Source organism: Rhizobium sp. ZK1 (genome assembly GCF_047782645.1).
In the GTDB taxonomy this organism is placed as follows: Bacteria; Pseudomonadota; Alphaproteobacteria; order Rhizobiales; family Rhizobiaceae; genus Rhizobium.
The window spans coordinates 702,793-719,046 of the sequence record NZ_CP180587.1 but is presented as its reverse complement, the minus strand read 5'-3'; the positions used below and the strand labels follow the sequence as shown (position 1 = coordinate 719,046).

Sequence of the window (16,254 nt, the reverse complement as noted above, 5' to 3'; positions counted from 1 at the left end):
AACGCCATTTAGGCTTGATTTGTTGCGTTGCAGCATATAGCCCAAGTGGCGTTATTAACTTGGAGATAGCTTCATGCGTATCGTTATGATTGGTTCCGGCTATGTCGGCCTCGTTTCTGGCGCCTGCTTTGCCGACTTTGGTCACCACGTGACTTGCGTCGACAAGTCCGAAGCAAAAATTGCAGCGTTGGAAGCCGGTGACGTGCCGATTTTTGAGCCTGGTCTCGAAGCCATTATTCAGCAGAACCGCGAAGCTGGACGCCTTGATTTCTCACAAAATCTTGCCCCCTCGGTCGGCGAAGCCGACGTCGTATTCATCGCTGTTGGCACCCCGTCGCGGCGCGGCGATGGCCATGCCGACTTGAGCTATGTCTATGCTGCGGCGCGCGAAATCGCTGCCGCCGTCAAGGGATTTACGGTCGTTGTAACAAAATCCACCGTCCCGGTCGGTACCGGTGACGAAATCGAACGCATCTTCCGTGAAGAGTTTCCGGAAAAGGATATTGCTGTCGTTTCCAATCCGGAGTTCCTGCGCGAAGGCGCGGCTATCACCGACTTCAAGCGTCCCGATCGGATCGTCATCGGTACCGAGGATGCGCGCGCCATCGAGGTCATGCGCGAGGTATACCGCCCGCTCTATCTCAATGAAGCGCCTCTCTACTTCTGCGAACGCCGGACGTCGGAGCTCATCAAATACGCCGCCAACGCCTTCCTTGCGATGAAGATCACCTTCATCAACGAGATCGCTGACCTCTCCGAAAAGATCGGTGCGGACGTCCAGAAGGTTGCCAAGGGCATCGGCATGGATAAGCGCATCGGCGATAAGTTCCTGCATGCAGGCCCTGGTTACGGTGGCTCCTGCTTCCCGAAGGATACGCTCGCGCTCGTCAAGACCGCACAGGACTTCGACAGCCCGATACGCCTCATCGAAACGACGGTTGCGATTAATGACAACCGTAAGCGCGCTATGGGCCGCAAGGTCATCGCCGCCTGCAACGGCGATGTGCGCGGCAAGAAGATCGCCATCCTTGGCCTGACCTTCAAGCCAAACACCGACGACATGCGCGATGCGCCATCGATCACCATCGTTCAGGCTTTGCTCGATGGCGGCGCAGCAGTTCATGCTTTCGATCCGGAGGGCATGGAGGCCGCAAAGAGCGTGCTCGGCCCGATCACTTACGGGAAGGATCCCTATGAGATCGCCGTTGATGCCGATGCAATCGTCATCGTCACCGAGTGGGAAGAGTTCCGTGCGCTTGATCTGAAGCGCCTTAAAACTATCATGAAGACTCCTGTGATCGTTGATCTGAGGAACATCTATTCGCTGAGCGACGTGACCAAACACGGCTTCGAATATTTTGCCATCGGCAAGAAGCCGGAGAAGAAGTAGGAATACGTTCCTCCAATAGCGGAGACGGCGGGGCTCATTGTCCCCACAGGCCCGCCGCCCGTTACACGACCGATATCGGCCGACCGGCTTTGCGTCTGAACCGTTGCAATGTCAGGCGGAAGAAGGCGCACGGTCCGGCGCTGGCCAAGTTTTCGCGTCTCCTTGCTGAAAGACAAGGCGTATCGGAAGCTGCTATTTTCTTCGCGGGCCAGATGTCTCATGCATTCGGCCTGCGAAAAAAGGACCGGCATCGAAATCCGCGCCCCGTATACGTTCGATCCACGGTGCCGATATGCCGGTCTCCACTGCGACTTCATTGCTCTGACCACTATCTGACACTATTACCTTCCAGATATTCCCCGCATTCGAATTGCCGATCGAGAAGTCGGGACGGTTCGAACAGTTGGTAGTGAGTTAATGTAAGATTTACATCTACCTGTGGTAGAATATTACCTCCGCAGCAGTAACCGCACGAGATAAATCCAGCGTTACTTCTTTCTTACTGCCCCGGCCCTTTACTTTCATTAATTTCCATATATCTAATACATAATGTAGTCGAGATATGCGGGGTAGTCTCCTTGCGTAGCGCAGATGATAATGCTGACGATTACATCCACGAAAACCCGAATTTGGCGCAGGATTATATCTATCCCGCCGTCGTTCAAGAGTTAGAACGCAACACATCCATTCGCACGATTTTCGAGATCGGAGTTGGCACCGGCGATGTACTACAGCGTCTATCCGATAGTGGCTTCAAGGTCTTTGGTATCGATCCGTCGATAAACGGCATCAGCCAGGCAAGAGCGAAGTACCCGATGCTTCCGGTGGAAAACGCATCTGCTTATGATCGGCTTGCCGACAAGTATGGTACATGGGATGCGGTTTTGTCGCTCGAAGTAATTGAACATCTCTATCGTCCTCATACCTTTGCCAGGACCGCGTTCGACCTCCTCCGTCCCGGAGGTCTATTTGCCTTATCGACCCCGTTTCACGGCTATTGGAAGAACCTTGCTCTCGCAGCAACCGGAATGATGGACCAGCATTTCATGGCTCTTCGGGAGCATGGACACATAAAGTTCTGGTCCGCAAAGACGATCAACGAACTCCTTGCAGATACAGGCTTCAAGCAGATAAAGATCGTTCGGACGGGCCGCGTGCCGGCATTTGCAAAGTCAATGGTGGTATTCGCGACCAAGCCTGACGAATGACAAACTTTCTGATCACAGGGCCGGAAACGGCCACCTTCACAATCCTCCTGGCTCATGGCGCCGGCGGGGCGATGGATTCCACGTCGATGACGGATCTATCGAAAGCACTCACAGACGGCGGCTTCCGGGTAGCGCGCTTCGAGTTCGCCTATATGGCGCAGCGTCGCCTGACCAGAGCGGTCAAGCCTCCCCCGCGTGCCGACCACCTGCTCGATGAATATCGCACGGCGATCAGCGAACTAAACGCCGGCAAACTCATCATCGGTGGCAAGTCGATGGGAGGCCGCGTTGCAAGCATGATCGCTGATGAGAGTTTTGCGGCGAAGAAAGCCCGGGGCCTGCTTTGCCTCGGATATCCGTTTCACCCACCGGGAAAGCCGGACCAGCTTCGCACCGCGCATCTGGAAGGCCTGCACATGCCCACACTGATCTGCCAGGGAACGCGTGATCCCTTCGGATCGAGGGAAGAGGTCGCATCCTATACGCTCTCAGGTGAGATTGATCTGCTCTGGCTGGAAGATGGCGACCACGATCTCAAGCCGCGAAAGAAGATTTCCGGATATTCCGCTGGCGACCATTTGCGGCGACTGTCCGACTATACGGTAGCTTGGGCAAGACGACTGTAGCGAACGGACCAACGCTCGCCGCACGCGACATTTCTCCCCATATCGGCCGCTTCTCAAAATTTGATCTTATTCAGTAAACACTTTTAAAAGTTTGCTTGGTCGAATGCCGCCGCGCGCATCAGCGCAGAAATCAGTTCTGAACAAAGCGGTTTCAATTGAACACACGCTTTGTCATCCGGCGGGAAATCAGTCATGAGCGCGATCGAAGGCAGGAAGATTGATGGCAATCTTTCCATCTATCTTGACCTGCTGCGACTAAGCGCAGCCGTCGTCGTATTTCTCTCCCATGCGCATGTTTTCCTGCTCCCCACGATCAAGATCGGACCTCTGGGTTGGGGACGGGAGGCTGTGGCGGTCTTCTTCGTTCTCTCGGGATTCGTCATCAGCTATGTCGGACAGGTGAGCGAAAAGGAATGGCGCGCATACCTCGTCGCCCGCCTTGCTCGAATAATGCCTGTTGCTCTGCTGGCAATAGTGGTGATCTTCGCGGCCGACAACATCGGAATGCACGTCAATGCCTCCTATTATGATGTCATCAACACCGGATTTTTCACTCCGGTATCAGTCGAAGCGGCACTGGCTTATGTGACCTTCACCAACCAATTGTGGTTCTCACATGCCGTTTTTGGCAGCGGCGAGCCATACTGGTCGTTGGGTTTCGAAGTTCAATACTACCTGTTTTTCGGGCTGTTTGCCTTTTCGCCGCGGCACGCGAAAATACCATTGCTGTGCCTCTGGGCCGCGGTCGCCGGGCCGAAAATTCTGATGTATATGCCGCTGTGGCTCATGGGCTGGTTGGCGATGAAATGCGTCATCGAACGTCCGCCATTTCGACGCCCCATCTCCATCGCGATGATCGTCGCATCGCTTTTGCTGTTCTTCAGCCTGAAATTTTTCGCCGATCGCACTGCGACCAACATGTACGAGACCTGGTCACTGTCTCAGGAAGTGATCAATTTCGTGTACTTCAACCTCATCGGCGTTGCCGTGGTCCTGCACCTCGTCGGCGCAGCATCGCTGCTCCACCAGGCTCCGGTATTGTTCGAGAAGACAGGCCCGGCGATCAGATGGCTGGCTGGCGGCAGTTTCACGCTCTATCTTGTCCACCAGCCGCTCATCCTCATGTTTGCGTCCTTCCTGCATCCAGTGGAGGAGCGCGTTCCGCTGGCCGCTACGCTGCTCGTCGCCTGCTTCATTCTTTGCTTCCTGCTGGCGGAAGTCGCCGAACGCCGAAAGAAGTTCTTCGCCTCACTCATCGTGAGCCTGCTACCGGTGCCATCGCGCACAGGCCAGAAAACACGCGTCAATATTGCTTCCGACGCCGCCTCCTCGGACGATACAGCGCCGGCGACCTCACAGCTCATTCGAGTTCTCGAGGAAATGCAAAACGCTCTCGATGGAGAGGAAAAAGTAGGCGGCGTTCATGATGCACAACCTAGCGAACGCGCATCGCGGGCTTGAGCGATCGAACCTTCAGCGCCTCTCGGATCTGGCTGATCTGATGCACTTGCAACCATCTTCCCCCTCAGTGAACGCTCGGAAGCTTCACCGCGGAGGCGAAGTCCTCCGCCACCAGTTCGCTGATCGCGATCAATGTTTCCTCGATCGTAAAACCGGAGGCGACAGTCGCCTCGATCAGATCCTGCAGATCCGGTCCGATAGCCTCGCGGCAATCGTCAACCCGATCATCGGAAACTGTCAGACTACGCAACTCTTCCATGATGTCCCTTTCCAAAATAGTGGGCCGGAATAGCCGCCGACATCTTGCGGCGGCGCTGTTATTTATCAGTGTGCGGACACGCGCGGCGTCTTTCGGCTGGCAGAAGCTCTTCGCTTCGGCTGGCATCTTTCGACATTCGTTCTGCGCGAATGACGTAATCGAAGGCACCTTGGGTGAAACGATCAGAGGATCGCTTGCGACCGCACTGCGCCAGCGCGGCGACATGCCGAACCAGTCAGTGGCAGAGGTTTGTGAAAGTCCTGGCCGACCGCGCACCCTCAAGAGGAGATCCTGTCGTCCTGTGGGTCCCTGCCCAGCCGATACGGACGATCTTAGGTAAGTAAGAGCGATATGGTGGTCATGCAAGGCAGCGCGGTCCGCTTCAACCGCAGGCCAAAGGGAACTTTCTGAAGCTACGCACATTCCAGTCGCCGAGTGCGGTCCGTGTCAACCGGACGCGACTGGGATGGTGAACATGGCGATTTTTCCGGTTTCCCGCCATGGCTAACGAAATGGCAGACGAGCACCCAACCTGTCCGGTCCGCCTCGCCGTCTGGAGGTCTATTGAAAATAGCCACCTATAATATCAACGGAATCATCGGCCGCCTTCCGATACTCCTGCGATGGCTGGAAGAAGATGCTCCAGACGTCGTCTGTCTTCAGGAACTGAAGACTTCCGATGATAAATTTCCGCAACGGGAGATCGAACGTTCAGGCTATCGCGCCGTGTGGCATGGCCAAAAAAGCTGGAATGGTGTGGCGATCCTTGCGAGAGACGTTTTGCCGGTGCTCACGCGGCAAGGTCTGCCTGGAGATCCGGACGACAGCCACAGCCGTTACATCGAGGCTGCCATAAATGGCCTGTTGATCTGCTGCCTCTACCTTCCAAACGGCAACCCTGCACCCGGCCCCAAGTTCGACTACAAGCTGCGCTGGTTTGATCGACTGCATCAGTATGCCGGAGAGCTCCTAGACCTCAAAGTTCCGACCCTGCTCATCGGCGACTTCAATGTCATGCCGACAGACATGGATGTCTATTCCCCGGAACGATGGCGCGATGATGCCTTGTTCAGACCCGAGGTCAGAAAAGCCTATGCCAGGCTGGTTCAACAGGGATGGACGGATGCGCTTCGCCACCTTCACCCGAACAAGCGGATCTACACCTTCTGGAAGTACTGGAGAAACTCATTCGAACGGGACGCGGGACTGCGGATCGACCATATTCTTCTCAGTCCCGACGTCGCTGGACATCTTCGCTCTGCCAGCGTCCGGCGCAATCCGCGGAGCTGGGACCATACGAGCGATCATGCGCCCGTCATGATTGAGCTCGACCTGCCTTACGCGACTGGCGGGAATCGGTAAATCCACAAGTATAGAGCGCCGGCGAAACCTCTTCGTCCGCACGATCGGGAAAGAGTTGGCGGCGCATGCGATCGAGGGCCTCTGCTTCCTTGCGCGTTCTTGCAAGCAGATCAGTGGTGACATCACCGTAACGTAAGCCATCCGCCGGAGCGACGCCGACCGTACCGCCGCTCGACAGGAAGTCGCAGAAGGATCGCACCGATCGAAGACGCGTGGTGATCTCGATATAGTAGCTATCGTGTCCGGCCATGCTCCTCTCCCTTCGCTCTCAAAGGTTAACGCGCACTGCGTCAATATGATGGCACTATTCGCGCCTTTCAGCGGCACCATTCAGAAAGCACCGCGTCATGATCGCGGCCATTGGTTATCGCGCCCGCACAGGACGTTATTCTCTTTCGGCAGGAACATTCACCCGCCGACCGTCTTTGTCCCCTCAAGGAGAATTGCCATGGCCAACGCTCGCACCACCTTCCATGAAGTCATCTCGGAAATCGAGGCGCTCGCGACTTCGAATGCAACAGACCATTCCGGTCACTGGACGGTCGAATATCTCACTCGACGCGAGATCTTCTATCAGTTCTCGGGTAATCGCAGTCTCGAAGGCGGGGATGCGACCGGGCACCGGTTTGACGGTACACGCGATACACTAACGGCCCTACCAGCGAACCTGCTTGTTCCTGCCATCGCCGACTTCGCCAACAATACGATCATGGCCTTCTACATCGGAGCAAGCACGTCGGTGGCGGCAATCGCGCGGGAAGCAGTCGATTGCTCCGTGCGGGCGCCAGAGGTGCTCCTAGTGGACATCACCATCGATGACGAAGATCTGCTTGCCGACACCAGATCCCTGACAAGATTGGCATTCGTCGGGCTCGATGCCAATGAAGGATGGTCGCCGCTTGTTCCATGTGCAGACGTCCTGAGCACCAGCGACATGCTCCATCCGTTCTGGTGCCACGGCAGACAGGTGGCGCGAAGGGGTCTACTGCAGATCAGAATCTGACGAGCGATCTCGCGCCAACGGTTCAAGATCCTGCCGCTGGTCCTGTTTTCAGCGCCCGCCGGATCGTCGCTCAGTCAAATAATTCACCCCGTCCAATCTGTCCTTGCTTCGCATCTATATCGCTGATTGCCGGATCGTCAGCGGGATCCGGGTCACTGGTGTTTGCATCTTTGAGAGACCGCGCCGCTTCAATGAGCGCCACGGCCATTTCATCCGTGCCCCAACCCGCGGCATTGGCATCGGCGATAAGCGCCTCCAGGGCAATGCGGGCAGCATCGGTCGCTTCCTGAAAACGACGGGTGGGATCATTGCTTGTCGGGACTGGAAAATTCATATCCGTTCCTTTCGGTGTTCGAACAAGATGTGGTGCTTGAAGTGAACGCAGCGGAGCGCAAATAGATGCGTCGATCGTCTCCATGCGGGGACGCCAGGCCACAGCTGTGTCGACCACTGCTCTTCAGGTAGGCATATGTTCTTCGGCAGATGCCGGCAGAGCGAAGTCCGGAGTAAACCATCTGGTAAGGCGACAGTACAGAACCGAAGGAGGCGAGGTTCCGGAACCAATCGCCAGCATATCGGTTGATACACTGATTTCCATGCCACGAGAGAAGCGAAACCAGCAGATGGCCGGAGGAAGGTTTCGATGCATCTAAACGGAGCGAAGGTGACGCATCGGCAGAAGGCCTGGCATGTCGATTTCTTCGGCAACGGCGGTGAGCAGCTGACGGTGCGCCTTCCCGAGGCGGCGGCGCTGAGTGAAGAAGACGCAATCGATCGCGCCAGGGAAATGATGTTGCAACTCACGCCCTTCGGCACCCGAGGCGGCGAACCAAGCCTCAATCGCTACGACCGTTTGAGCAACGGCAATTTCGACGACGATCAACCGCCTTTCGGGGTGACACATTGAGGGAGGACTTGGATGACCATACGTCATGGGAGCTGCAATTGCGGCAAGGTGCGCTATCAGGTGGAGGGCGAACCGAAGCGCGTCGGGCTTTGCCATTGCACTGACTGCCGGCAGGAGAGCGGCGCAGCCTTTACCTATTACGCGATCTGGCCGACGACCGCCTTCAAGACAACGGGAGAAACCGCTGATCATCAAGGCCGCCGCTTCTGCCCGACGTGCGGGTCGCGGGTTTTTGCCGACGACGAAGGCGAGGCCGAGATCAAACTCGGAACCCTGCAGGATGCGCCGACCAGCCTCAAGCCCACCTATGAGCTCTGGATCAAGCGGCGCGAACCTTGGCTGCGGCCGGTCGAGGGTGCGGAACAGTTCGTGGAGGATCGAATTTGATAGGTGTCCGATGTCGAAGTTCGGCAATCCAGGACACCAGCTGTGTCAGCGGAAGACCAAGGGATCTCGATGTCGGATAATGAGCTGCAGCATCCTCTTTGGCACAAAGATGCAATCATTTATCAATTGCACGTCAAATCTTTTTTCGATGCCAATGGCGACGGGGTCGGCGATTTCAAGGGATTGACGCAGAAGCTGGATTATCTGGCGCAACTCGGCATCAACACCATCTGGCTACAGCCATTTTACCCCTCACCGGACAAGGACGACGGGTATGATATTTCCGACTATACGGGCATCCGGCCGGAATTTGGGACAGTCGATGACTTCAGCCGTTTTGTCGGGGAAGCCCACGCGCGGTCGATCCGGGTCATCGCCGAGCTTGTCATCAACCACACGTCCGATCAGCACCCTTGGTTTCAGCGGGCAAGACAGGCGCCTCCCGATTCGCCCGAGCGCGCGTTCTACGTCTGGTCGGATACTGATCAGAAATTCAAAGACACCCGCATCATTTTCGTCGATGCCGAGAGGTCGAACTGGACTTGGGATCCAGTGGCGAAATCCTATTTCTGGCATCGCTTTTACAGCCATCAGCCGGATCTCAACTATCGAAACCCGGCGGTTGTCGAAGCCCTCTTGAACACCATGCGCTTCTGGCTGGATCTCGGCGTCGATGGTTTCCGGCTCGATGCCATTCCGCATCTTGTTGAGCGGGACGAGACGCGCAACGAAAACCTGCCCGAAACCCATGCTCTTCTGAAGCATATTCGAAAGACGTTGGATGCCAGCTATCCCGGCAAAGTGCTGCTTGCCGAGGCAAATCAATGGCCGGAAGAAGCGCGCCAATATTTCGGCAAGGGCGACGAATGCCATATGGCTTTTCATTTTCCGCTGATGCCGCGGATATTCACGGCAATTGCCAAAGCTGACAAGCAACCGATCATCACCATCATCGGTCAGACATATGACATTCCGAAGAGCTGCCAATGGGCGATCTTCCTGAGAAATCACGATGAACTGTCGCTGGAGATGGTCAGCGAAGAGGAACGCAATTTCCTCTGGGACACCTATGCCGCAGACAAACGGGCGAGGCTCAATCTCGGCATTCGCCGCAGGCTAGCGCCGTTGATGAGCCAGGACCGCAGGCGCATAGAGCTCCTGCACATCCTGCTCTTGTCGTTGCCGGGCAGCCCGGTGCTCTATTACGGCGACGAACTGGGGATGGGTGACAATATCGACCTCGGAGACAGGAACGGGGTGCGCACGCCGATGCAATGGGCGCCAGACAGGAACGCCGGCTTTTCGACCGCGCCTGAAGAGAAGCTCGCGCTGCCGCCGATCGACGATCCGCAATATGGCTTCAGGGCGATCAATGTCAGGGGACAGGACAGCGACCCGCATTCGCTGCTCAACTGGCTTCGCCGCATTCTGCGGCTGCGCACCGTGCACCAGGCCTTTGGGCGGGGAGCGATCCGCTTCCTCGAAAGCGATAACCCGGCGGTCATCGCCTATTTGAGAGAACATGGTGAGGAGAAATTGCTTTGCGCCGCCAACCTGTCGGATGCGTCCGTCGCCGCCGATGTGCAGCTCGTCGGGTTAAGCGGCTGCACTCCCGTCGAACTCATCAATGGCGAGGCGTTTCCCGAGATTTCCGAGACCGACTACGGGCTGAGCTTTCAGCCCTACGGTTACTATTGGCTACGCCTCGATTGAACTTTTGGCTCAAAATGCCTGATCACGCTTAGTCGAAACGAAAAAGGCCGAGAGGCATCCTCGTCATTCTCGAAGGACGCAGCGACCGCAATCGTCTAGCGATCAGGAGCGTTACGGCAATGACGCCGGCGAGCTTGAGCCAGGGATAGTTTCCAGGCTGCTCACGAGCGCTCGTATCCGCCCGTTGGGCGCGTGCCAAAATGGAGGCCTGCTCGCGGAGGAGAGCGAGGTGCCTGCGCAGCAATGTTAGATCGTCCTGTAATCTTGCGAGCTCGCCGGTCTCCTTCTCCGCCGCAAAATCGACCGGAAGCAAGTTGGCCTCTTCCGTTTCAGTGGCCGCTTCAATGTCGGCAAGATGTTCGTCAAGTTCGGTCTTCGTCTTGAATCCGCGCGTCCTTATATCCGTCATAGGCACCTCCCATCCGGCGGGTCGATTATCGCAAGATGAGAACGCGCTCAGCCGTCATAAGTTCGAAGCTTGCCTCCTTATCCCATGCTGCGCCTGGTCTCACGGCAATAGCCGGTCGAGTGGGGCTATTTCAGCCACCATTTGGGAGTGAAATAAGCCTCACGGACATGGCTGTGTGGTGGCACGGCTTTCGAGCCAGTGGCTGACAGCGGATAACGAAACTCGGCTCCAACAGGCACCCGCATCCAGGTCTTTATCGTGCACCCGTCACATGATTGAGCTCCGCCATCAAGGCGCGACCGCTGGACCAGGCAATGACGGCATAGGCAAGCCCCCCCACCGCAACTCCCATAAACAAATCCACAAACGGAAGATGCAGGCTGTCGCTTACCATATGGAGTGCCAAACCGACGACCCCGACCATGACACAGGCGCCCAGACCAGCGGGAAAGATCCTCCGCAACAGCGATGGCCAGCGAAATCCCGTGCCGCGCTGCAGAAAATACAGGGATACTGCAGTCGTCAATGCCGCAGCCACCAATTGCGCGACGGCGATATTGAGCAGTTGCGGCCCGATCCAGCCCGCGACCGCGAGGCAGGCGAGGCTGGTCGCCGTAAACAGCATGTTCAGGCGCGGCAGCAGCGCAACGCGGCCGATGATGCTGAGCACAGGCTCGTTGAGCATCTGGATGACGGCAATGCCGCGCGCGGCGGCCAGCAGGATGAGGACGGGCGCTGCTGCGAGCCATTGCGCGCCGAGCAGCACGCTGACGAGCTGTTTCGATATCACGGCAAGACCCATGAAGACCGGAAGCGCTGCGAAAGCCGTCGCAGCCATGATCAATCCCGTCAGACGGCTGAGACCTTCCTCACCGCCCCCTGCCTCACCCTGCTGGCGGGAGAAGTAGCTCCATGCCAGCATCCGCACGGGTTCGGAAATCAGCTCTGTGACGGCGCCGACGATGCGGCTTGCCATTCTGTAGAGACCGACTTCCGTCGCGCCGATGAAGAAGACGATCAGGAACTCCGCACCGTAGCTTTGCGCAAATTGCATCAGGCGCGATGCCAGCAACCGTGTGGAGTAGGCCAGCGCCGCGCGGGCAGTCGTGAGCTGGAATTCGAAGCGCGGAAGCCAGCGCGCAAAGCCCGTGGACATCAGGAGTGCGACAAGCACGACGCAACAGCGCCCTGCCGCGAGCGCGACGATGCCCCAGCCGAGCAACAGTCCTCCTGTCGTTACCAGAAGGCCCGAAAATTCCGACGCTGCCTGATAACATGCAAGTTCGCGCAGGCGTCGTCCCCTGACCAATACGCCGCTCTGGCAGATGATGAAGGTGCCGGGCACGATAGTCGCCATCAGCAGCAGGAGAGTGACGAAGATCGATCCGGTAGGCGCCAGCCAGACGAGGGAAACGCCAAGCCCAATCAGGCCCAGGATGGTGAAGGCGAGACCGCTTGCAAGCGCGCAATAAAGGACCGTACCGGGCAGTTCTCTGTCGTGCGGCGCAGCAATCAGGTATTCGCTCCATCCGGCCTCGGCAATCTTCGATTGCAGCAGTACGGTCGAGGAGACCATGGCAAAGACGCCAACGTCGGCCGGTGAGAGGACGCGAGCTGCCACCAGCAATGTACCGATACCGCAGAGTTGGCTCACCAGCCGAGCGCCCGAAACCCATAGCGCATCCCGTGATGTAGAGACACTACGTGGCTCCTGGTCTTGATCTGCGCCGCGTAGTGATGCCGTACTAGATGTGCCCATGGTCACATGTTCGTTCGAGTTTAGCTCAAGTTTATATTTGTATCATTAGGCGTACTGCACGTGTTACCAAAGTAACAACTTTGATGTATATTTGATATTGACGATCAATACTCACTTCTGCATAGTCAATATGAAATTACAATCCCGCATGTGAAGATTGGTCGGCACATGCATGGATTTAATCCGCCCTTTGTGACGACACAAAATCGTTTGCTGGCCGATTGGGCCGGAGGGACATGATCATGATGATACTCGCACATCGTGGCTGGTGGCTTGCACCCCATGAGCGGAACACTCTAGGGGCATTCGAGAAGGCATTTGCAGCCGGACACGGCGTTGAACTGGATGTTCGCGATCTGAATGGCGAACTGGTTATTTCACACGATCCTCCCACATCCGGCGCGCTGCCTTTCGAGCGCGTTCTTGAGTGCTATGCGGCAAATGGCGCCCCCGGACGGCTGGCCATCAACATCAAGGCAGACGGTCTCTGCCCGGTTCTCGTGCCAATGCTGGAACAATATCGGGTGACGAAACGCTCCTTCGTTTTCGATGCGTCGGTTCCCGATCTCAGGCCTTATCTCGACAGCGATATCCCTGTCTTCACCCGCTTTAGCGAGGTCGAGCTATACCCGTCCTTCTACGAACGCTGCCAGGGTGTCTGGGTGGATTCCTTCACCGAGAAGCCGGCCTCGATCGAACGGGCGGTCGACGATCTCAGACACGGCAAATATGTCGCGATGGTCTCGCCGGAACTGCACAAACGTGCACATCAAGCAGCCTGGGCCGTCTGGTCTGCCGAATTGCGGCAGGCTGCAAAGAGTGGTCTTCCGCTCGAGCGGCTGATGATCTGCACCGATCTACCCGACGCAGCCGAGCAAAGCTTTGCCTGGATGGTTGAGGAGGAAGTCACATGATCCGTGCTGTTTTGTTCGACATGGATGGCGTGCTGATCGACGCCAAGGAATGGCACTACGAGGCGCTGAACCGGGCGCTCGATCTTTTCGGCATGCCAATTGACCGCCAGGCACATCTGACCACGTTCGATGGCCTGCCGACACGCCGCAAACTGGAGATCCTCTCCCGTTCCAATGGCCTGCCGAAGGGGCTGAACGAGCTGATCCACGAGCTGAAGCAGGACTATACGATGGAGCTGATCTATACCCGCTGCAAGCCGGTGTTTGCTCATCAGTACGCGTTGAGCCGCCTCAAGCATGACGGCTACAAGATCGCCGTCTGCTCGAATTCGATCCGTGTCACCATCGAATCCATGATGCGGCGCGCCGGACTGATGGAATATATCGACCTGATCGTCTCCAACGAGGACGTCACTCGTGCCAAGCCGGATCCGGAGATGTATGTGACGACGATGGAGCGCTTCGGCCTGAGGCCGGATGAGTGCCTGATTCTCGAGGACAATGAATACGGCCTGAGAGCCGCACGCGACAGCGGGGCTTACGTCATGCAGATCGGCACACCGGCCGACGTCATCCACGGCCGGATCGTATCGGAGATCAAGCGTGTATCGGAGGTGATGGCATGATCGTCCTGTTCCCCACCACGGGCGCATCCCCCCATTTCAGCCCGGAAGACTATGCTTATCCACGCCCGCTCATCGAAGTCGCCGGAAAGCCGATGATCCTGTGGGCCATCGAGAACTTGAAGTCGCTTGGCGGCGACACGCATTTCCTTTTTGTCGTCGATCAGCAGGATGCCGTCAAATATTCCTACGAGCGGATCTTCGATCTCAGCACAAACGGTCGCTCCGAGGTGGTGATGTTGAAAGGCCCGACGGCCGGCGCGCTCTGCACTTGCCTGATGGCGGTCGACAAGATCGATCCCACCGAGCCGCTGGTCATCGCCAACAGCGACCAGATTATCGACACCCGCCTTGCATCGGTGATTGCGGAATTCGAGGCAGCCGATGCAGATGCCGGTGTCATCACCTTCGAGACGATCCACCCGCGTTGGTCCTACGCGACGCTCGGCGACGATGGTCTCGTAAACCGCACCTCCGAGAAGGAGGTGATCAGCAACAAGGCGATCGCCGGTTTCTACTATTTCCGCGAGGCCCAGATCTTCTTCAAGGCCGCGACTGCCGCGCTGCGACATGGCGTCACCGTTGAAGGCCGTTATTTTGTGAGTTCCGCGCTGAACGAGGTGATCCTCGATGGCGGTCGCGTTGTCTCCGAAAGCATCGCTGCCGACCGCTATCATAGCTTCTACAATCCGAAAATGATTGAGAATTTCGAGGTTAACGGCGTACGCCGCCTGTCTTCTGCACAGGCCGCACGGCCCGTGCAACTGGTGGTGCCGGCCGCCGGCCGGGGCAGCCGCTTTGCCAAGGTCGGCTTCGTCCGCCCAAAGCCCTTCATCGATGTGCTTGGCCGGCCGATGATCCAGCATGTGCTGGAAAATACCCTGCCGCCTGGCGGACAGCCGACAGTGTTGCTGCTGCGCGAACATCTGGAGAGCCAGGCGGACGCGGTGGCGAACCTGCGCTCGCAGGGTGTCGGCATCGTCTCGGTCGACCAGTTGACCGAGGGCACGGCCTGCACCGTTCTTCTGGCGCGCCAGCAACTCGACGAGGAAGCACCCCTTCTCATCGCCAATTCCGACCAGGTCGTGGATATGCGGATCGTCGATTTCATCGACGACTGCATGTCGCGCGACCTCGACGGATCGATCCTCGTTTTCCGCGATCCGAAGCGCGATCCGAAATGGTCCTTCGCGGAAACCGATGCGGCAGGCTTTGTGCTCAGGGTTGCCGAAAAGCAGCCGATCTCCGAACTGGCGACGGTCGGCATCTACTTCTTCCGCCGCGCCGGCGATTTCATGAAGGGCGCTCTCGACATGATGGTGCACAACGACCGCACCAACAACGAGTTCTATGTCTGCCCCGCCTATAACTACGCCATCCGCAACGGCGCACGCATCGGTGTTTACGAAATCGACGTCAGAAACATGCACGGGCTTGGTACGCCCGAGGATCTGACCGAATATCTGCGAGGCCGCGAGCCTGCCTATGCGTGAGGTCAGCATCAGACCGGGCGCGACAGCGCCGCTGAACATCATCATTCCCATGGCCGGGAATGATTTTGAACGGCCTGACGGCTCGGTGAAGGCGGAAATACCGGTTGGAGAGAGGACACTGCTTGGCGCCACGCTGGAAGCGCGCTCGTGGTGGACCACAGCAGCAGTTCCTGTTTTCGTGCTGCGGGATCACCCCGGATCGCGGCGCTTTGCGCGGGAAACATTACTGACGCGCTATCCGACCGCGCGGATCGTATGGCTATCCGAAGCGAGTGGGGGTGCTGCCTGGAGCGCTGCGGCCGGTACAGCACTCGCCGCTTTTCCGGATGCACCCGTCGTCGTCGATCTCTGCGATATCATCTTCGACAGCGATGCGGACATTGCTGCAATCTTTGCCGCCGATCCCAATCTCGGCGGCTTGGCGCTCACATTTGGCTCCCGACATCCGCAATACAGCTATATCAGGCTTGGAGATGATGGCCGTATGCTGGAAGCGAGGGAGAAGATCGTTATTTCCGCCAATGCATCGGCAGGCGTCTATGCCTTCCGCAACGTCGCCGTTTTTCATCTGGCTCTGGCACATAGCCTGCAGAACTGCGCGAGCCTCGCGCATAACGGCCTACTTTTTGTGTGCCCGATGCTGAACGGCATTGTCGCACACGGTTTCGATGTCCGGACGCTACCGGCGCGTGACGTGTTCGATGTCAAGATCGCAGACGCGGCCCTTGCCGGCTAGCGTC

At 57.5% G+C, this 16,254-nt stretch carries 18 protein-coding genes; 13 read left to right on the top strand and 5 right to left on the bottom strand.

Annotated elements, in window-relative coordinates; translation table 11 throughout:
• The first annotated feature begins 73 nt into the window (after positions 1–73).
• From ACK9YZ_RS25965 to ACK9YZ_RS25950, 4 genes are all read left to right on the top strand, one after another.
• The gene (locus ACK9YZ_RS25965; RefSeq protein ID WP_416068155.1) at positions 74–1,390 is read left to right on the top strand and encodes a UDP-glucose dehydrogenase family protein; all 1,317 of its coding nucleotides are present in this window, start codon (positions 74–76) and stop codon (positions 1,388–1,390) included.
• Between the two features lie 578 nt (positions 1,391–1,968).
• Entirely contained in the window at positions 1,969–2,598 is a 630-nt protein-coding gene (locus ACK9YZ_RS25960; RefSeq protein ID WP_416068154.1) for a methyltransferase domain-containing protein, read from the top strand.
• The gene (locus tag ACK9YZ_RS25955; RefSeq protein WP_416068153.1) at positions 2,595–3,224 is read left to right on the top strand and encodes an alpha/beta family hydrolase; all 630 of its coding nucleotides are present in this window, start codon (positions 2,595–2,597) and stop codon (positions 3,222–3,224) included. The genes ACK9YZ_RS25960 and ACK9YZ_RS25955 overlap by 4 nt, the downstream gene beginning before the upstream one ends.
• A gap of 192 nt (positions 3,225–3,416) precedes the next feature.
• Entirely contained in the window at positions 3,417–4,685 is a 1,269-nt protein-coding gene (locus tag ACK9YZ_RS25950) for an acyltransferase family protein (RefSeq protein WP_416068152.1), read from the top strand.
• 64 nt (positions 4,686–4,749) lie between these two features.
• Here ACK9YZ_RS25950 and ACK9YZ_RS25945 read toward each other — a convergent pair whose 3' ends face one another.
• Positions 4,750–4,944 (bottom strand): hypothetical protein, encoded by a 195-nt coding sequence (locus ACK9YZ_RS25945; protein ID WP_216760800.1) that lies wholly within the window; start codon positions 4,942–4,944, stop codon positions 4,750–4,752.
• A 564-nt stretch (positions 4,945–5,508) separates the two neighbouring features.
• On the opposite strand from ACK9YZ_RS25945, the gene xth reads away from it, so the two are divergent.
• On the top strand, positions 5,509–6,306 hold the full coding sequence (gene xth, locus ACK9YZ_RS25940; protein WP_416068151.1) for an exodeoxyribonuclease III: 798 nt from the start codon (positions 5,509–5,511) through the stop codon (positions 6,304–6,306).
• Here the strand turns inward: xth and ACK9YZ_RS25935 are convergent.
• Positions 6,260–6,556 (bottom strand): hypothetical protein, encoded by a 297-nt coding sequence (locus ACK9YZ_RS25935; RefSeq protein WP_416068150.1) that lies wholly within the window; start codon positions 6,554–6,556, stop codon positions 6,260–6,262. The genes xth and ACK9YZ_RS25935 overlap by 47 nt on opposite strands.
• A gap of 198 nt (positions 6,557–6,754) precedes the next feature.
• On the opposite strand from ACK9YZ_RS25935, the gene ACK9YZ_RS25930 reads away from it, so the two are divergent.
• Positions 6,755–7,309, top strand: coding sequence for a hypothetical protein (locus ACK9YZ_RS25930; RefSeq protein WP_416068149.1), 555 nt, complete (start codon positions 6,755–6,757; stop codon positions 7,307–7,309).
• Between the two features lie 70 nt (positions 7,310–7,379).
• Here ACK9YZ_RS25930 and ACK9YZ_RS25925 read toward each other — a convergent pair whose 3' ends face one another.
• The gene (locus ACK9YZ_RS25925) at positions 7,380–7,727 is read right to left on the bottom strand and encodes a hypothetical protein (protein ID WP_416068148.1); all 348 of its coding nucleotides are present in this window, start codon (positions 7,725–7,727) and stop codon (positions 7,380–7,382) included.
• Between the two features lie 225 nt (positions 7,728–7,952).
• Here ACK9YZ_RS25925 and ACK9YZ_RS25920 point away from each other — a divergent pair, with 225 nt between their 5' ends.
• The 3 genes from ACK9YZ_RS25920 to treS all read left to right on the top strand — a co-directional run bounded on the left by ACK9YZ_RS25920 (position 7,953) and on the right by treS (position 10,316).
• Positions 7,953–8,216 (top strand): hypothetical protein, encoded by a 264-nt coding sequence (locus ACK9YZ_RS25920; RefSeq protein ID WP_416068147.1) that lies wholly within the window; start codon positions 7,953–7,955, stop codon positions 8,214–8,216.
• 12 nt (positions 8,217–8,228) lie between these two features.
• Entirely contained in the window at positions 8,229–8,603 is a 375-nt protein-coding gene (locus ACK9YZ_RS25915; protein WP_416068146.1) for a GFA family protein, read from the top strand.
• 69 nt (positions 8,604–8,672) lie between these two features.
• Positions 8,673–10,316 carry a maltose alpha-D-glucosyltransferase gene (gene treS, locus ACK9YZ_RS25910; RefSeq protein ID WP_416068145.1) on the top strand — a complete coding sequence of 548 codons (1,644 nt, stop codon included), beginning with the start codon at positions 8,673–8,675 and terminating at the stop codon, positions 10,314–10,316.
• Positions 10,317–10,344: 28 nt separating this feature from the next.
• Here the strand turns inward: treS and ACK9YZ_RS25905 are convergent, their stop codons facing one another.
• Complete coding sequence (locus tag ACK9YZ_RS25905) at positions 10,345–10,725, bottom strand: hypothetical protein (RefSeq protein ID WP_416068144.1); 381 nt, start codon at positions 10,723–10,725, stop codon at positions 10,345–10,347.
• 253 nt (positions 10,726–10,978) lie between these two features.
• Complete coding sequence (locus ACK9YZ_RS25900; RefSeq protein WP_416068143.1) at positions 10,979–12,484, bottom strand: oligosaccharide flippase family protein; 1,506 nt, start codon at positions 12,482–12,484, stop codon at positions 10,979–10,981.
• A gap of 242 nt (positions 12,485–12,726) precedes the next feature.
• Between ACK9YZ_RS25900 and ACK9YZ_RS25895 the strand changes: the two genes are divergently transcribed.
• From ACK9YZ_RS25895 to ACK9YZ_RS25880, 4 genes are read left to right on the top strand one after another with little or no spacing between them, the layout of a single operon-like run.
• On the top strand, positions 12,727–13,398 hold the full coding sequence (locus ACK9YZ_RS25895; RefSeq protein WP_416068142.1) for a hypothetical protein: 672 nt from the start codon (positions 12,727–12,729) through the stop codon (positions 13,396–13,398).
• Positions 13,395–14,024, top strand: coding sequence for an HAD family hydrolase (locus ACK9YZ_RS25890; protein WP_416068141.1), 630 nt, complete (start codon positions 13,395–13,397; stop codon positions 14,022–14,024). Before ACK9YZ_RS25895 ends, ACK9YZ_RS25890 begins: the two co-directional genes overlap by 4 nt.
• Positions 14,021–15,514: a glycosyltransferase family 2 protein gene (locus ACK9YZ_RS25885; protein WP_416068140.1), complete on the top strand. Its 1,494-nt coding sequence runs from the start codon at positions 14,021–14,023 to the stop codon at positions 15,512–15,514. Before ACK9YZ_RS25890 ends, ACK9YZ_RS25885 begins: the two co-directional genes overlap by 4 nt.
• Positions 15,507–16,250, top strand: coding sequence for a hypothetical protein (locus tag ACK9YZ_RS25880; RefSeq protein WP_416068139.1), 744 nt, complete (start codon positions 15,507–15,509; stop codon positions 16,248–16,250). The genes ACK9YZ_RS25885 and ACK9YZ_RS25880 overlap by 8 nt, the downstream gene beginning before the upstream one ends.
• Positions 16,251–16,254: the final 4 nt, after the last annotated feature.

What these genes read in the sequence shown, in the direction of transcription:
- ACK9YZ_RS25965 (WP_416068155.1), top strand. Translation starts at nt 74, where the DNA reads ATGCGTATCGTTATGATTGGTTCCGGCTATGTCGGCCTCGTTTCTGGC.
- ACK9YZ_RS25935 (WP_416068150.1), bottom strand. Translation starts at nt 6,556, where the DNA reads ATGGCCGGACACGATAGCTACTATATCGAGATCACCACGCGTCTTCGA.
- ACK9YZ_RS25920 (WP_416068147.1), top strand. Translation starts at nt 7,953, where the DNA reads ATGCATCTAAACGGAGCGAAGGTGACGCATCGGCAGAAGGCCTGGCAT.
- ACK9YZ_RS25905 (WP_416068144.1), bottom strand. Translation starts at nt 10,725, where the DNA reads ATGACGGATATAAGGACGCGCGGATTCAAGACGAAGACCGAACTTGAC.
- ACK9YZ_RS25930 (WP_416068149.1), top strand. Translation starts at nt 6,755, where the DNA reads ATGGCCAACGCTCGCACCACCTTCCATGAAGTCATCTCGGAAATCGAG.
- treS (WP_416068145.1), top strand. Translation starts at nt 8,673, where the DNA reads ATGTCGGATAATGAGCTGCAGCATCCTCTTTGGCACAAAGATGCAATC.
- ACK9YZ_RS25890 (WP_416068141.1), top strand. Translation starts at nt 13,395, where the DNA reads ATGATCCGTGCTGTTTTGTTCGACATGGATGGCGTGCTGATCGACGCC.
- ACK9YZ_RS25925 (WP_416068148.1), bottom strand. Translation starts at nt 7,727, where the DNA reads ATGGAGACGATCGACGCATCTATTTGCGCTCCGCTGCGTTCACTTCAA.
- ACK9YZ_RS25885 (WP_416068140.1), top strand. Translation starts at nt 14,021, where the DNA reads ATGATCGTCCTGTTCCCCACCACGGGCGCATCCCCCCATTTCAGCCCG.
- ACK9YZ_RS25945 (WP_216760800.1), bottom strand. Translation starts at nt 4,944, where the DNA reads ATGGAAGAGTTGCGTAGTCTGACAGTTTCCGATGATCGGGTTGACGAT.
- ACK9YZ_RS25895 (WP_416068142.1), top strand. Translation starts at nt 12,727, where the DNA reads ATGATGATACTCGCACATCGTGGCTGGTGGCTTGCACCCCATGAGCGG.
- ACK9YZ_RS25955 (WP_416068153.1), top strand. Translation starts at nt 2,595, where the DNA reads ATGACAAACTTTCTGATCACAGGGCCGGAAACGGCCACCTTCACAATC.
- ACK9YZ_RS25900 (WP_416068143.1), bottom strand. Translation starts at nt 12,484, where the DNA reads ATGGGCACATCTAGTACGGCATCACTACGCGGCGCAGATCAAGACCAG.
- ACK9YZ_RS25915 (WP_416068146.1), top strand. Translation starts at nt 8,229, where the DNA reads ATGACCATACGTCATGGGAGCTGCAATTGCGGCAAGGTGCGCTATCAG.
- ACK9YZ_RS25950 (WP_416068152.1), top strand. Translation starts at nt 3,417, where the DNA reads ATGAGCGCGATCGAAGGCAGGAAGATTGATGGCAATCTTTCCATCTAT.
- ACK9YZ_RS25880 (WP_416068139.1), top strand. Translation starts at nt 15,507, where the DNA reads ATGCGTGAGGTCAGCATCAGACCGGGCGCGACAGCGCCGCTGAACATC.